The 16,128-nt window shown below is 44.0% G+C and carries 15 protein-coding genes; 7 read left to right on the top strand and 8 right to left on the bottom strand.

Annotation, left to right across the window (positions count from 1 at the left end; all coding sequences use genetic code 11):
• Positions 1-12 precede the first annotated feature (12 nt).
• From SIO70_RS05830 to SIO70_RS05815, 4 genes are all read right to left on the bottom strand, one after another.
• Positions 13-2,928: a M16 family metallopeptidase gene (locus tag SIO70_RS05830; RefSeq protein ID WP_320580018.1), complete on the bottom strand. Its 2,916-nt coding sequence runs from the start codon at positions 2,926-2,928 to the stop codon at positions 13-15.
• A gap of 404 nt (positions 2,929-3,332) precedes the next feature.
• Positions 3,333-4,241: an outer membrane beta-barrel protein gene (locus SIO70_RS05825; protein ID WP_320580017.1), complete on the bottom strand. Its 909-nt coding sequence runs from the start codon at positions 4,239-4,241 to the stop codon at positions 3,333-3,335.
• A 53-nt stretch (positions 4,242-4,294) separates the two neighbouring features.
• Positions 4,295-5,341 carry a hypothetical protein gene (locus SIO70_RS05820; RefSeq protein ID WP_320580016.1) on the bottom strand — a complete coding sequence of 349 codons (1,047 nt, stop codon included), beginning with the start codon at positions 5,339-5,341 and terminating at the stop codon, positions 4,295-4,297.
• 26 nt (positions 5,342-5,367) lie between these two features.
• Positions 5,368-5,853 carry an RNA polymerase sigma factor gene (locus SIO70_RS05815; RefSeq protein WP_320580015.1) on the bottom strand — a complete coding sequence of 162 codons (486 nt, stop codon included), beginning with the start codon at positions 5,851-5,853 and terminating at the stop codon, positions 5,368-5,370.
• A 363-nt stretch (positions 5,854-6,216) separates the two neighbouring features.
• Here SIO70_RS05815 and kbl point away from each other — a divergent pair, with 363 nt between their 5' ends.
• From kbl to SIO70_RS05780, 7 genes are all read left to right on the top strand, one after another.
• Complete coding sequence (gene kbl / locus SIO70_RS05810; protein WP_320580014.1) at positions 6,217-7,404, top strand: glycine C-acetyltransferase; 1,188 nt, start codon at positions 6,217-6,219, stop codon at positions 7,402-7,404.
• Between the two features lie 69 nt (positions 7,405-7,473).
• Complete coding sequence (locus tag SIO70_RS05805) at positions 7,474-8,286, top strand: penicillin-binding transpeptidase domain-containing protein (protein WP_320580013.1); 813 nt, start codon at positions 7,474-7,476, stop codon at positions 8,284-8,286.
• A gap of 182 nt (positions 8,287-8,468) precedes the next feature.
• Positions 8,469-9,503 (top strand): VWA domain-containing protein, encoded by a 1,035-nt coding sequence (locus SIO70_RS05800; RefSeq protein WP_320580012.1) that lies wholly within the window; start codon positions 8,469-8,471, stop codon positions 9,501-9,503.
• Entirely contained in the window at positions 9,500-10,294 is a 795-nt protein-coding gene (locus SIO70_RS05795) for a tetratricopeptide repeat protein (RefSeq protein WP_320580011.1), read from the top strand. Before SIO70_RS05800 ends, SIO70_RS05795 begins: the two co-directional genes overlap by 4 nt.
• Before the next feature lie 56 nt (positions 10,295-10,350).
• Positions 10,351-12,294 carry a (E)-4-hydroxy-3-methylbut-2-enyl-diphosphate synthase gene (gene ispG / locus SIO70_RS05790; protein WP_320580010.1) on the top strand — a complete coding sequence of 648 codons (1,944 nt, stop codon included), beginning with the start codon at positions 10,351-10,353 and terminating at the stop codon, positions 12,292-12,294.
• Positions 12,295-12,621: 327 nt separating this feature from the next.
• Positions 12,622-12,897 carry a hypothetical protein gene (locus SIO70_RS05785; protein ID WP_320580009.1) on the top strand — a complete coding sequence of 92 codons (276 nt, stop codon included), beginning with the start codon at positions 12,622-12,624 and terminating at the stop codon, positions 12,895-12,897.
• Between the two features lie 57 nt (positions 12,898-12,954).
• Entirely contained in the window at positions 12,955-13,857 is a 903-nt protein-coding gene (locus tag SIO70_RS05780; protein ID WP_320580008.1) for a LysR substrate-binding domain-containing protein, read from the top strand.
• 41 nt (positions 13,858-13,898) lie between these two features.
• On the opposite strand, the gene SIO70_RS05775 is transcribed toward SIO70_RS05780, so the two are convergent.
• The 4 genes from SIO70_RS05775 to SIO70_RS05760 form a co-directional block, all read right to left on the bottom strand.
• The gene (locus SIO70_RS05775) at positions 13,899-14,402 is read right to left on the bottom strand and encodes a lipocalin family protein (protein WP_320580007.1); all 504 of its coding nucleotides are present in this window, start codon (positions 14,400-14,402) and stop codon (positions 13,899-13,901) included.
• 83 nt (positions 14,403-14,485) lie between these two features.
• Positions 14,486-14,899: a hypothetical protein gene (locus SIO70_RS05770; RefSeq protein WP_320580006.1), complete on the bottom strand. Its 414-nt coding sequence runs from the start codon at positions 14,897-14,899 to the stop codon at positions 14,486-14,488.
• 164 nt (positions 14,900-15,063) lie between these two features.
• Positions 15,064-15,555 carry a hypothetical protein gene (locus SIO70_RS05765; protein ID WP_320580005.1) on the bottom strand — a complete coding sequence of 164 codons (492 nt, stop codon included), beginning with the start codon at positions 15,553-15,555 and terminating at the stop codon, positions 15,064-15,066.
• Entirely contained in the window at positions 15,556-16,059 is a 504-nt protein-coding gene (locus SIO70_RS05760; RefSeq protein ID WP_320580004.1) for a sigma-70 family RNA polymerase sigma factor, read from the bottom strand.
• Positions 16,060-16,128: the final 69 nt, after the last annotated feature.

The following is a 16,128-nucleotide window of genomic DNA, read 5'->3' as shown; positions in this document are numbered from 1 at the left end:
TTTTGAGTGGAATTAGTAACCGAATACTTCTTCCAGCGTCAATACTTTCACATCACCAAACTTCTTCAGATCGTCCAGGTTCACACGTTTGTCTGATGCTACCACGCAATAAGTATATGGCTTATTTGCCAGCTCATCGTCATGGAATTTCTTAACATCATCAAAGGTGATCTTATCGATCTTTTCATATACCTTCTTACGGTTGTCTTCCTGCAGACCCAGTTTCTGGTCAGCCAGGTAAGTAAAGATGATACCATCCTGTGTGATTCTCTCTGTTTCAATATCCTGTTTCAGGCTCTGTCTTGCTGTTTCAAACAACTTGTCAGAACGAGGAATATCATTCAGCAATTCATTCATGCCGTTGATCGCATCATTCATCTTATCTGCCTGGCTACCTACGTAAGCAACTGTAGAATAGCGTGCGCCTTTCTTATCAGGTGTTGAATAGAAAGCATAAGTAGAATAAGCCAGTGCTTTGGATTCACGGATAGTCTGGAATACGATAGATCCCATACCACCACCAAAGTATCCATTGAACATGCTTACCAGCGCTGTTTTGTCAGGATTATATACCTCATCATTCCTTACCCAGTTTACTTCTGTCTGTACCATATCATAGTTTACAAACAGCACCTTGTTTTTAGTCTGATCTATTTTATCAAATTTCTGCTGAGGAGGTGTTTCCTTCCACGAAGCAGGAATCACGTGCTCTTTCTGTACAGCAGCAATCATTTCATTCATGGACTGAGGACCATAATAGATAACTGTGTGCTTGAAGTTACCCATGGAGTGCAACATGTCTGTCAACTGGCTGGCGGTTACACCATCCAGGTCAGCCTGGCTCAGCGCATTGTTAAAAGGATTCCTGGCACCATACATTGCATAATTAGCCAGGCCTTTCATAATATTGCCTTTATTCAGTTTGCTATCCGTACGTGATTTACCAATACGACCCTTCAGTGCTGCCAGTGCTTCTTCATTTACCTGGCAATGTGTCAACAGATGCTCGAACAGGGCAACAGCCTTATCAAAATTCTCCTGCAAACCAGAGATAGCAATCACAGAGTTTTCATTGCCTGAAGTTACGGTGAAGCTACATGCGATGTTGTAGAACTCCCTGCTGATCTGCTCCGAAGTATATTTATCAGTACTCAGGAATTGCAGGTACTGTGCAGCCAGTGGGAACAGTTTATTGTTCCAGCTACCCATGTCAAAACGATAGTACAGACGGAACAGACCATTGTCTTTGTTCTGCACATACAGTACGTCTGCCTGACCAGCCTTACCTTTCTGAATATCCTTGTCAAAATCCAGCCACTGTGGTTGTACTGGTGTAGCCGGAATAGCATCTACTTTTTTCAGGAAAGCAGATTGATCATTGCGGTTAATTGCTACAGGCGTGATCGTTGGCTTTTCTACCTTTTCAATATTCTTGTCTTCACCTTTACGCTTGTACAACAGTACGTAGTTATCATTAAAATATTTATTGGCGAAATCTACGATCTGCTGCTTGGTTACCTTACCCATGTTATCCACATAGGTTACATCAGCCAGCCAGTTCTGGCCCCTGTGCTTGATAAAACCATCCATCAGGGAACTAGCACGGTTGTTATTGTTTTCCAGACCCTGTAATTCAGAAAGTTTGGCATTGTTCACAATCGCCTTTACCAGAGTTTCGTCGAACTGACCTTTCTTCAGAATTTCCAGCTGACCCAATAACAGATCTTTTACCTGATCCAGGGTTTGACCCTGCTTAGGTTTACCACTCAGTTGGAACACTGCATAGTCCTTCCAGCCCATTACACCAGCGCTGGCGCTCAGTACTTTCTGTGCCTTATTCACATTCAGATCCAGCAGACCCGCTTTACCATTGTTCATGATTTCAGAAATTACACCCAGCAGTACAGAGGATTTGGTATCCAATGCACCCGGCATACGATATGCAATCATTACATTTTCAGCATCAGGACCTACTACTTCTTTCACAATCGGCGCTTTGATAGGCGCTTCTACAGGAGCTTTGTATTCTGGAACTGGTTTAGACTTCATGTAAGCGAAGTCTTCATCAATTTTCCTGATAACATAATCAGGATTGAAATCACCCGCCATTACGATGGCCATATTGTTAGGCACATAGTAAGAGTTGTAGAACTGACGGATCGCTTTCAGAGAAGGATTTTTCAGGTGCTCCACCGTACCGATGGTGCTCTGCTGACCATAGTTATGGGTAGGGAACAGAGAAGACAGCATCAGCTCATAAGACTTACGGCTATCATTATCCAGACCTCTGTTCTTTTCTTCATATACAGCTTCCAGTTCTGTGTGGAAGAGACGGAATACAGGATCTTTAAAACGTTCTGACTGTACAGCAAGATATTTGTCAATGGCATTGGAAGGAATGTCTTCCTCATAAATGGTCTCTTCAACCCAGGTATGCGCGTTGGTTCCCTGTGCACCCATACCGGTCATCATTTTATCATACTCGTTGGCAATGGCATATTTAGCAGCCAGACCTGATACGCTGTCTATCTGATGATAGATAGTTTTACGGGCTATAGCATCGGTTGTATGATTGTAGGTATCATAAAGACCTTCTATCTTGTCCAGGTAAGGTTTTTCCTTAGCCCAGTCCAGAGAACCAAATTGCTCCGTGCCTTTAAAAAGAAGGTGTTCCAGGTAGTGAGCAAGACCAGTATGATCATGTGGGTCATTGTTACTACCTGCTCTTGTGCCTATAAGGGTCTGAATACGAGGATCTTTTTTGTTGACGCTCAAAATTACAGTCAGACCATTTTTCAAGGTATAGAATCGGGCCTGCATGGGGTCATTAGCGATATACTTATAGGTATACCCGCCAGATTTGGCCTCCTTCCATTCATACTTCTGCTGGGCAATAACCAGTTGGATAATGCAACTGGCTAACAGCATTAAAAAAATTGTTTTTTTAACGAGGTTCATTTGTTGGTTTTTGAATAAAAACCAAATATAACGGTAATGTTCAACTTCCTACAAGGGGGAAATTGTTAAAAGGAGTATAAAGGTGAGCAACGGACGGGGGGCTCCCTGCCCTATCTCAATATGTAGAGATTTTTTTTGCAACAGAATAGAGTCAGCATAATGCCTGTTAGCGGCATTTGCAATAAAGATTGGTAAAGGTGAATGTGATTCTTTCTGAGCAAAACCATCCTGACCTGGATTCGAATCTGGCCCATGACCATAGATTTTCACTCCTACTATTCTCTTATCACATGAGTGGGCCCAGATTATAAACCCGGTACAAAACATAAACGTAATGAATGAGCGCATACTAACACATATTTGATCCTCAGTACTTAAAAACCATTGAAGCGTAACCCTACTGAAAATGGGTATTGCTCAAGACCGTAATCATGTAATGGCGTCAATGCAAAGTTGCCATACAGCTTAACAGGACCATATCCCACATCTCCGGTAATACTGAGTCTCCATTTATTAAGGTTAAAATCGTCAACTTTCTTTACTTTTCCCCGTTCCTTGCTGATCTGCTTTGTACGGGCTTTTACAAGGTAGCCTCCCATAACCCCCATGCTCATTTTAAAAGCACGTGAAGGGCGGGTTGGATTGCTGTTATAATTCAACATGACAGGCACACTCAAATATTCTACAAACAGCTTATTCTTTGAAAAGCTCACAGTATCCCTCATAATAGTAGTAGGGTAACCAGGAACATAAGTAATATTACGGGCAAAACGGTAGTTGTTCATTTCTACCCCCAGCGAATAAATCAGGTTCAGCTTATGTCTGTATATGTTCAGCCGCTGCTGGAACAACCAGATATTGACATTTACCGACTTACCGGCAATCAGCTTAAACTCTGATGGTGTGAGTGGTGAACTCCCCGTTCTGGGTGCCAGGGTATTCAACCCGGCTGCGGAATAGGTGTATGACTTATTCAGCTCATCAAAATATATATCGCTGGGTGAACCATACAATGCGTACGCAGCCGCCCCGTTATAATCACTCCGGTCTATATAGTTGTTATATCCCAGATCCAAAACGAACCAACGTGTCTGTAAATTGCGTTTTAGTTGAGTACGTGCATATGCAGTATCATTATACACTTTAAAGATGCGCTTGCCTTTGGCATCTTTTCCCTGTACAATAATCAATCCTTTCACCTGGATGGTATCGGCTGTCTGGGCATGAACACCCGCGCAGATGAAAAGCAATAAAATTAAACAGCGTAATACTTTACACTTCATATTAATAATTCTTACATCAAGATATTTGCCGTCCTGACAACAGCATTGCCTGCTTATTTTTTCTTTTTGGCAAAGAATCGCGCTACGTTTGCAACTCCATTTAATACTTTACTATCTCCTCTCATTGTCACTGACACAACAAGTTCTCCTTGAACGGGCCTGGAAGCTTCAGTTACCCGGGTATTCATAGCATCTTCTTTATTATTGTTTTCCGTTTTTGCAATGACTGGCGCTTTATCAGTTTCATTGGTTATTCCGGCATTCGCAATTTGTTGCTGTTCCTTCTGTTCTTTCAGCTGCTGCACAATCTCACTGGTCGTGCTTTCAGGCTGAGGCAGCTTGTTCAAAGCTACAGAAGCCGGATGACTGTCTTCCTGATTGGTAGTAACAGGTGTGGCATGAGCTTGTTGAACAGCTGATGGCATAGGCGTTGTATGCTGAGCTGCCACAGGCTGGGTACCTGCGATCTTCGGCGTATTATTATTGACTGGCTGCTTCTCTTTCACTGATAGCTGAGGAATAGGTGTTGAAACAGTTGGCTGCTGTTGCTGCTTTTCCTGTTGGTGCACAGCCAGCTCTGTTCCATGTTTATCCGTGTAAGGCGGAGGAATGGTTACAACCGCTACTCCTGCCACTATCGCAGCTGCGGCAGCCCACCACCAGATAGCACGTACATGTGTCGTATTCCTGTAAAGCCTTGACTTATCCGGGAATCTGACGGTCATATCCGGTTTCAGCCTGGATGCCTCCAGCAGGTGTAACTCCCGGCTGATGTGTGGATGTTGCTGAGCAAGTGCTTCAACCCTTTGTTGATCATCCTTATTGAGTTCATTATCTATATACTCCAGCAATAAGCCTTCGTAGTTTCCGGCAGAAAGTGTGTTGGCGTCCGACTGCCTGTACAACATTTCTTTCCCATCAAAGTACACTTTGTTATCCGGTACTAAACGCGCCGATTGCAGCAGGAGTAATTCCTGCCTGTATTTTGGGTGCTGCTGAAGGAAAACCTCCAGCGCGGCCTGCTCGTCCTCATTTAGTTCACCGTCCACGGCACTCAGCAGGTACTCCTCATAGTTAGATATGTCAATATTTATCGCCAAAATCTGATAAATAATAAATAATCAAATCAAATTACATTTTCAATTTTCCCAAGATACTGCTTCAGATGTAACCTCGCCCTATGCAGGTATACTTTTACCTGGGAGGGGTTTAGCTGCATAATCTCTCCGATCTCTTCGTAGCTGTATCCCTCATAGTCCTTTAATAGGATCAGGGACCGCTGTACATCCGTCAGCTTATCCAGTGCTTTCTCCAATACTTTCCTGGCGTCATTCACTTTCTGCCCGCTGATCCTCGTCTCTTCCTTGAACTCATCTACCAGGGTTATCCGCTTTATCTTACGGACATGGTCGATCATATTGTGGTAAGCTACTGTAAAGAGATATGACTTAGCCTTTTCAAAAGGCACATCTATACAATGTTTCCACAATATTTCAAACGCATTCTGTACCACGTCCTTCGCATCCTCTGTATGGTCTAGATTCTTTACTATAAACCGGAAGAGATTATCCGCGTACAGATCCACGCATTTGTTGTACTCCTTTTCCGTCATCCAGGTGTTGCAGGATTTTAGTGCTAATGTCCGACAATTACTTTTAACGCAATCTCTTCCTCTTGTCGTGCCCAACTACGTACCATAATTTTCTGCTATATTTCCCCGCTTTCTCCGGATGGCAGCAATTCCCACGGGCGCTTAAGCCATCTTTCACTACATACAGCGCGGAAATATACAGTCCGGATCATTACTCCTGGGTTAACAGGATCAGGGTGCAGACATTATTATGACGCAGAGCATCAACCAAATGTTACAGCCCCGTCAAACTTTTTATAGAACTTCCAGAATTCGCGCCCCAGGTCCTCGAATCGTAATACATTTATTGCCATAACTTTGAACCCGGTTACAAAATCTGCTACTATGAACGAAAAATTCATTGCCCGCCTGCAGGAGGAACTAAATGAGATCCAAACTGCTGGCCTTTTTAAAAACGAAAGGATCATCACCTCTGAACAAGGTGCAGAAATCCAGGTAGGTGGCAATATTGTCCTCAACTTTTGCGCCAATAACTACCTCGGCCTTTCCAGTAACCCCCGGGTGGTACAGGCTGCAAAAGATGCGATCGATACACATGGATATGGAATGAGCAGCGTGCGCTTTATATGTGGCACCCAGGATATTCATCGGGAATTAGAGCAAAAACTCGCACAATTCCTTGGTACAGAAGAAACTATCTTATACGTTGCAGCTTTTGATGCTAACGGTGGTGTATTCGAACCCCTGTTCAACGAGCAGGATGCTATCATCTCCGACGCCCTCAACCACGCTTCTATTATAGATGGCGTTCGTCTGTGTAAAGCACAGCGTTACCGCTATGAACATAATAATATGGCTGACCTCGAGGCTAAACTACAGGAAACTGCCGGCCTTCGCAGCCGTATCATTGTCACAGATGGCTCTTTCAGCATGGACGGCACCATTGCCCAGCTCGATAAGATCTGTGACCTGGCAGATAAATATGATGCCATCGTGATGATCGACGAAAGCCACTCTTCCGGCTTCCTGGGCAAAACCGGCCGCGGTACCCACGAATACAGAAATGTAATGGGCCGTATCGATATCATCACTGGTACCCTTGGTAAAGCATTGGGTGGTGCCTCCGGTGGTTTCACTAGCGGTAAAAAAGAGATCATCGACATGCTCCGTCAGCGTAGCCGTCCATACCTCTTCTCCAACTCCGTTGCTCCCAGCATCGTAGGCGCTTCCATCGCCGTACTGGATATGCTGAGTTCTACAACCGAACTCCGTGATAAACTGGAATACAACACCAAATACTTCCGCACCAAAATGACAGAGGCCGGTTTCGACATCCGCCCAGGCGATCACCCAATCGTACCTGTAATGTTGTATGATGCCGTACTCAGCCAGCAGTTTGCCGAAAAACTGCTAAAAGAAGGCATCTATGTCATCGGCTTCTTCTTCCCGGTAGTGGCAAAAGGGCAGGCACGTATCCGCGTCCAGCTCAGTGCCGCACACGAACAAGCCCACCTGGACAAGGCAATTGCCGCCTTCACCAAGGTAGGAAAGGAATTAGGTGTGATTAAATAATTCAGAAGCCCGCCCCTCAGGTGGGCTTCTACCTTTTATATATTACTTTTGCAGGATCAAAATGTTGCTATGATGAAACAAACCGCTTGGCTGCTACTGCTGATGGCGATCCTGGTGAATGCCTGCGCACCGAACAACGTACATATTCAGAAAGAATGGGAAAAGTACTTTACCGATAATAAGGTAGAAGGCACCTTTATGTTGTTTGACAACGGACAAGGCTCTTTTAAAGTATACAATATCGACCGCGCTAAAGAACGCTTCCTGCCGGCTTCCACCTTCAAGATCTTCAATACCCTCGTAGGCCTGGAAACCGGTGCTATCAAGGATACTGCTACTGTCATTCCCTGGAATGGCGTACGCCACGAAGGCGCTGATTCTGTATGGGACCGTGACCTGAGCCTGCAACAGGCTTTCCACCTATCAGCTGTTCCTTACTTTCAGGAAGTGGCCCGCCGTATTACCCAACCTGTGATGCAACACTGGCTGGATACCGTAAAATATGGCAATATGAAAATAAGCCGTATTGACACCTTCTGGCTGGACAATAGCCTCCGCATTTCCCCCGATGAGGAACTGGGCTTTGTAAAGAAACTGTACTTCGACGAGCTGCCTTTTCATAAGCTGACCATGCAATGGACACGTGCTGTGATGCTGATGGAAAAAACACCTAAGTACGAACTGAGCTACAAAACCGGCTGGGGCCAGGAAGGCAAAAAACAAATTGGCTGGATGGTAGGCTGGATCGAAGAAAACGGACATCCTGCCTTCTTTACACTCAATCTCGAAACAGATAATTCGAACATTGACATGGAAAAAGTGAGAATGAATATCACAAAAAGTATTCTCCAGGATGCCGGTTATATGGAAGGACACAAATAAATAATTATGAAAAGGGCCGCTAAAAACGGCCTTTTTTATACCTAAAAAAATCATTTGACTCTGTCAATCAACTATTTGCCTTCGTCAACTATCTTCCCTTATTCCCTGTCTACGTTAAAAATCTCCTAAATCCTTACCTCCTAATAGTGTAAAACGTACTAAAAAAATTATATTTGATCCCTATGATGTTACGTTTTCAGCATAGCGAATATTTATGGGCCTTAGCACTGCTGCTGGTTTTGCAACTGGCATTCATCAGCATCTCCTGGTGGAAGCGCAGCTCAATCCGCAAACTGGGTGACCCTGTTCTGGTAGAGAAGTTATTTACCGGCTACTCCCGCCGGCGTTTTGCATTCCGCTTCTTGCTCATTTTCCTGGCCTTCTTCTTCGGCGTTTTGGGATTGGCCAACATCCAGAAAGGAAGTCGAATGGAAAAAATTACCCGCAAAGGGGTGGATGTAGTCATTGCGCTGGACGTAAGTAAGAGTATGCTGGCCGGTGATGTAAAACCCGACCGCCTTACCCGCGCCAAACAATTAATTTCCAAACTGGTTGATAAACTGGATAACGACCGCGTCGGCCTGGTTGTATTTGCTGGTAATGCTTACCTCCAAATGCCCCTGACCATCGATTACTCAGCCGCCAAAATGTACCTGAGCACCGTAAGTCCGGATATGATCCCTACCCAGGGTACCGCTATCGGTCAGGCTATTCAGGTAAGTGATGACGCCTTTAATAAAAAGGAACGTAAACACAAATCACTCATCATTATCTCCGATGGGGAAGATCATGACGAAGCCGCTGTTTCTAAAGCAAATGCAGCTTTCGATGCAGGTGTGGTAATCAATACTATTGGCATTGGTTCTACTACCGGATCTCCATTACCCGATCCTGAAACCGGCACGTACAAAAAAGATAAAGATGGCAATACCGTTATCTCCAAACTGAATGAAGAGGAGCTGAAACGCATCGCTGCCGCAGGTAAAGGCATATACGAACACCTGGATAATAATACTGAAGAGGTAGTGAATTCACTGATCCATAGAATAGATAGCATGGAACAGAAAGAGTTCGGAGAGAATATTTTTACAGACTACAACAGCTATTTCCAATATTTTCTCGTTATTAGCTTAATACTGCTGGTAGCTGAGTTTTTTATTCCGGAAATTAAGCGCAGCACCCGCGCTAATGTTGTCACTGCTACAGAAAAACCATGAGAAAAAATAACCTGACATATCACCTGTTGCTGACTGGCATGTTCCTCTGCATTTGTAGCTATTCCTTCGCTCAGAATGGTAATAAGTACATCCGTAAAGGCAATGAACTGTATGAAAAAAAGCAATATACCGATGCTGAAGCCAACTATAAGAAAGCCCTGGATGTAAACCAGGCATCTGTTGAAGGCAGGTATAACCTGGGTAACTCCATGTACGAGCAAAAACGCTACGACGATGCCCGCGCTCAATACCTGAACAGCTTCAAGATGGCGCCAAACAAAGCACAGAAAGCGGATGCCAGCTACAACATCGGGAACACCTTTATGGAAGGAAAGAAATGGGAAGAAAGCATTAAGGCTTATAAAGAAGCCCTGAAGATGAACCCGTCCGATGAACAGGCGCGTTACAACCTTGCCTATGCCCAGGCCATGCTGAAAAAACAAAACCAGGGCGGCGGCGATAACAAGAATAACAAAGACCAGCAAAACAAGGACAAGAAACAAGACAAGAAAGATCAGAACAAAGACAATAAGGATAGCCAGGATAAAAAGGAGCAGAACAAAGATCAACAGAACAAGGATAATAAAGACCAGCAGAATAAAGACAAAAAAGATCAGAACAAAGACCAGAATAAAGATCAGCAGGATGAAAAACCGCAACCGCAACCCAGCAAACTGGACAAGCAGGAAGCAGAACGATACCTGCAGGCTTTAGGTCAGGAGGAGAAGAAACTGCAGGACAAAATGAAAAAAGCCAAAGGACAGATTGTGCCAGTTGATAAGGATTGGTGATTTAACATCCCACGTGATGCTTTTTGTTACCTTTGTCCTGGATATTTTTTCGAACTATGCAGTTATATTGTAATTCACTGACGGAGTATAAAAGGTTGGCTACGCTTGAAGTTAAGGTAGGAGATTTGTTGATAGGGAATTTTAACCCTGTGCGTATCCAGACCATGACGACTACAGATACAATGAATACCCTGGCTACTGTAGAACAGGCCATTCGTTGTATCGAAGCGGGCTCCGAACTGGTGCGTATCACTGCGCCCAGCAAAAAAGAAGCAGAAAACCTGCTGCCCATTAAAAACGAACTGCGTAAAAGAGGCTATCATACCCCCCTTGTGGCCGATATCCACTTCACTCCCAATGCTGCTGAAGTAGCAGCCCGCATTGTGGAAAAAGTGCGTATCAACCCCGGCAACTTTGTAGATAAAAAGAAATTTGAGACCATCAACTATACAGACAGTGAATACATGGCTGAAACAGACCGTATTCGCAAACAATTCACCCCTCTGGTGAACATCTGTAAAGAATATGGTACCGCTATGCGTATCGGTACAAACCATGGTTCCCTCAGCGATCGTATCATGAGTCGCTATGGTGATACTCCCATGGGGATGGTGGAAAGCGCGATGGAATTTCTCCGTATCGCAGAAGACCTGAGCTACCGCAACATCATCCTAAGTATGAAGGCCAGCAATCCGCAGGTAATGGTACAGGCTTACCGCCTGCTCATTCAAACCATGCAGGATGAACTTGGTCATTGCTATCCACTGCACCTCGGTGTAACGGAAGCTGGTGATGGTGAAGATGGCCGTATCAAATCGGCCGTTGGTATCGGCACCCTGCTGGAAGATGGTATCGGCGATACAATTCGTGTCTCTCTCACAGAAGATCCGGAATTCGAACTGCCTGTATGCCGCGACCTGATAAAGCGCTATGCTAACCGTCAGCAACATGCCCCCATTCCTCCGGTTGAGCAGGTGCCTTACTCTCCTTTCAATTACAAACGCCGTGAATCTGTCGCCTTCAATAATGTAGGTGGCAAGCAGGTACCGGTAGTAGTAGCTGACCTGAGCGCAGTCAATAATATCACACCTGAAAACCTGAAGGGCATCGGATATAATTACGATGCAGATACTGACAAATGGAATATTGCCGATGCAGCAGCAGACTACCTGTTCTGCCATGAGGTACTTTCCTTTGCATTGCCTGGCACACTGAAAGTGATCGTTCCCAACACCCTTTGGGAAACTGCTGAAGACAAGGAAAAATACATGCCGCTCTTCTCTGCCGAAGAGTTTTTACAGGCAAAAAATACTTCTGCTATTTTAAACTTTGTAGACATCAATACCGGTGTTGAAATGACAGAAGAACTGCTCCTGCAATTGAACAATGGCAAACCTGTAGTGCTTTGCCTGCATTCATCAAATCAGCATGCAATGCCTGAAATACGCAGGGCATTCATGACCCTGATACAGCAAAATGTACAGCTGCCGGTAATACTTCGCTGCCTGGCTGCGGAACAGACAAACGATGAACACCTGATTCACTACGCTACAGAAACCGGCGCCTTACTGCTGGATGGCTTTGGCGATGGCTTATGGCTGGAGAAAACAGATACAGCCGATGACACAGTAGATCGTACATTGCTGAATAACGTAGCCTTTGGTATCCTGCAGGCTACCCGTACCCGAATTTCTAAAACTGAATATATCTCCTGCCCTTCCTGCGGTCGTACCCTATTCGATCTGCAGGAAACAACTGCACGTATCAGAGCTGTAACCAATCATCTCAAAGGAGTGAAGATCGCCATTATGGGTTGTATCGTAAATGGCCCCGGCGAAATGGCTGATGCTGACTTTGGCTATGTAGGTAGCGGCGTTGGTAAAATCACCCTGTATAAAGGTAAAGAAGTGGTAAAACGCGGATTGAACAGTGACGTAGCTGTTGATGAACTCATCAACCTGATCAGGGAAAACGGCATGTGGGTAGATACAAATAACTAAAAATAAATAAGGGCTGTTGGTTCACAACAGCCCTCGCATCTTTATGCGTGTTCTTGAGGTTAACGGACGAACTAAAATCAATAGTTGGGGTTATAATATATAGTCAGACAATCGATACATCGTTTTCTCTAACATTCAAATAAGTTTTTGGGGTTAATTATCTTATTGTCAGGTGATACAAAGGTACGCCTGACAGAGGCCCTGAGTCAAGCGTATATATACGTATTTTATATGTGAGAACTACGGTTTAAAATTCTAAGTACCAGTCGCTTAAACCAGCATTGAAGTAATATTTTCTATACTTTTTAATTTAAAATGAACAACACTATGAAAAAGTTTCTGACTGGCGTATTCGCCCTGCTCTTGGGTGCTTCTATCGCGTTTGCACAGACTCCTGCCGCACAGCAAAAACAAGACAAGCCAAAAACTGAAGCTAAACAGGATGCTCAAAAGATGAAGAAAGACGGTACGCCTGATAAACGTTATAAGGAGAACAAAGAAACTAAGACTGCCAGTGGACCTAAAAAGAAAGATGGTACGCCTGACAAACGTTTCAAGGAGAACAAAGACGTTAAAGCAACTAACACTAAAAAGAAAGCTTAATTATTGTAAAAGGCTGGCTATTACAGGCCAGCTTTTTTATTTTCGTACATTTATCGCATGTTGGACTTCAGGTTAAAAGTGTTTTATACAGTTGCCCGGCGCCTCAGCTTTACCAAAGCAGCCGAAGAGTTATTTATTTCCCAGCCCGCCGTGACCAAACACATTCACGAACTGGAACAACAGCTGGGCATGGCCCTCTTTGAAAGAATAGGCAACCGTATCAAGATTACCCGAGCAGGACAGGTGATGCTCAAACACGCAGACGATATCTTTACCAGCTACCGCAATCTCGAATACGAGATCAACCAGCTCAAACATGAACAGGGCGGCCTGCTGGCTTTAGGTGCAAGTACCACTATCGCACAATACTTCATTCCACCCTTACTGGCACAGTTTAACCAACGCTATCCTGAAATCACAGCTTCCCTGATCAGTGGCAATACCGAACAGATAGAACAGGCCCTCTTTGACAAAAATATCCAACTGGGTCTCATTGAAGGCCGTTCAAAAAATCCGGTTCTCAAGTATGTGGAAATTGCCAAAGACGAAATAGCCCTGATTGGAAATGTCAACTACAACTACGGTGACAATACTACATTGAATGCAGCCGATCTTAAAAATATTCCCCTGCTCATGCGTGAACACGGCTCAGGTACACTGGAAGTAATTACGGATGAACTGAAAAGATTAAAACTAAAGCTGACCGACCTGCAGATAGCTATGTACATGGGTAGTACAGAGAGTATCAAATCTTACCTGCACCATGCGCCATGCGCTGCATTCCTCTCCCTCAAAGCAGTACAGCGGGAACTGGAAGCAGGAGAATTCAAGATTCTGCCAGTCAAAAACTTTAAACTGGTGAGAAAGTTCCATTTTATATACCTGCAGGGACAACAGGATAAATTAGCGCAACTGTTTATGCGCTTTGCCAGACAACATGCCGAACCACAACAACTATAAAATAAAAAACCGGCCCTTTCAGCCGGTTTCTGTTTTATACCTTAGCTACGCTGTAGCGTGTAAATGATATATCCTGTTTTGTCCTCGTAATTCACCGCAGCTCTCCATACCATGGTAGTTTTATCCAGGGAGCTGATCTCGAGACGGTACCCTTCTGCTACATTCTTCGCTTTTACACCACCGCCAATCTTTTTGAACTGTAACATTTCTACACCACCTGCTTTGTAGATAGACCATACAATAGGCTGTGAAGCTGTGTTACAACCATCATCGGTATTGGTCAGTGTAAAAGAACCGTTTGTCTCATTATTGGGGAATATCCACTGGCTACCTTTAAAGCAACTATAAGAAGCCTGATCAAAAACAGTAACTTTTGAATGCTGAGGAATCCCTTCAAAGCTGATATCAGTAATAACCCAGTTTCCCTTTATATTACCCTTGCTTGCGCTCACATTGGTATTAGTGGGTGCCCCTGACTGGGTTTTGCAGGATATGGTGAAGAGAGATGCCAGCAAGCACAATGCTGCTAATGTTAGATGCTTCATGTAAGAAATATTTAAATGTTAAAAAGGCAGTAACGCAATTAGTTACCGGCTAGAGATAAGAAAAGACAAGAAGTGTACCAAACCTACCTATGGGTTTGCTGCTGCTGTTCTATGTGGGACAGCGTGCGGAGAAATCGGTCTTCCATCTGATGAAAACGATTATAAAAATAAATGGTGGTAGCTGTTAACGCTATAATAATCATACCCATCGCAATAACTGCACAACGCCACCAGATGCTTACAGTCATTGTATAGTTGCGGGGCTGTAAAATATAGGTCGGATTTTCAGGCGAAGGCCTTTTACCCCTGGGAAGTCGTTCCCAGCTGATTCGAGCTGTAATCTTATTCCAGACTTTTGCGGGAGGAGTTACACCTCCCTCTTCGGTGACTCTTTGCAACCGGTACTCCGCCATGGCGATTTCTGTTTCCAGCTCAGGGTAGATGTAACGCATGCGTTCCAGCAATGCTTCCTCCTCTACTGAGGCAAGCCCCAGCAAATAGCTTTCAATAATGCCACTATCTATGTAATCTTGTAAATCCAGAGGGTGATAAATAAGAAGGTGAAACCATGTGTTCCCTCCAAAGGTCAACTTCACATGCCTTCGCAAATGTCAAATTAAAATCTGAATTATATTACTTTTTTGTGCTTTTGATAGGAAAATCACCTGGAATTGGCAGGGAATTCTGCACGGGGAGATACTTGTTCCAGCTTTTTTTCCTGCATCTGATACTTCAGGTAGAAGTAAATTGCAGAAGCCAGACAAACCTTTGAGAGAATAAATACAGCAATGAAAAACACTTTCCACCACTTGTGTACTGTGATATATTGATTATCCTTTGGCTGGATATTGATATAGGTGGTATTGTAATTAGCCTGTTGGTTTTGATTAGATCTGCCATAATCAGTGGTGTCATGATAATCTTCTTCCCGCCAGTTGATCCGCTGAAAGATCCGATCTTTCAAACGCTCTGGAGGCAATACAGCCTCTGCAAACGCCTGTCTTTCCATACGCTTCTCTACAGCAGCTATTTCACTGTTGAGTTCCGGGTAAAGCCTACGCATATATTGAAGCTCTTCTACCTCTACGTTGGTAGCAAGCCCAAGTACATAGCTCTCTATGATACCGCTTTGTATGTAGTGATCCAGTTCCAATTAATTTCTTAAAAAATTTCTGAAAGCCACCATAATTTCCCTCATCTGTCCGGCTACCATTTCTGCTTCCACCCCCATCATCCTGGCAACTGCTTCTTTAGGCAAGCCTTTAAAGTAGCACAGGTAAAAAATTTTTTGTTTTTCCTGTGGCAAGGTGTTGGTAAATCGATGTAGCGAATGATACCCCTGAATAGCGACTCCCCCCATTATTTCCCCATCTGCATAACTTCCCTCCGAAAAAGCTATTTCCCTTGTCAGGCGCATCATCCATCCGAAGAGCGTGGTGTTGCCGGACTGCTTGTAACTATATACCTCACTATATATACGTACAAACACAGTAATAAGGATGTCCTCAGCCTTTTTATTATCAGGAACCACTTGTAAAATTAAACTGAAAAGAGCTGGACCATAGTAGTCATACAATAACTCCCTGGCCCCGGGGTCATCAGCAATCAAGCGTTCAATCAGTAAATGCTCATCAATATGAACAGCAGCCTGTCCCAAATGTTGTAGGTTTAACTATAACTAAGATAGCTATTCTACCAATAACCATCAACTTTCTTGTTATAACAT

The organism is Chitinophaga sancti, from assembly GCF_034087045.1.
Taxonomy (GTDB): domain Bacteria; phylum Bacteroidota; class Bacteroidia; order Chitinophagales; family Chitinophagaceae; genus Chitinophaga; species Chitinophaga sancti_B.
The sequence above is the reverse complement of the archived record's forward strand: the minus strand, read 5'-3'. Positions and strand labels throughout refer to the sequence as shown.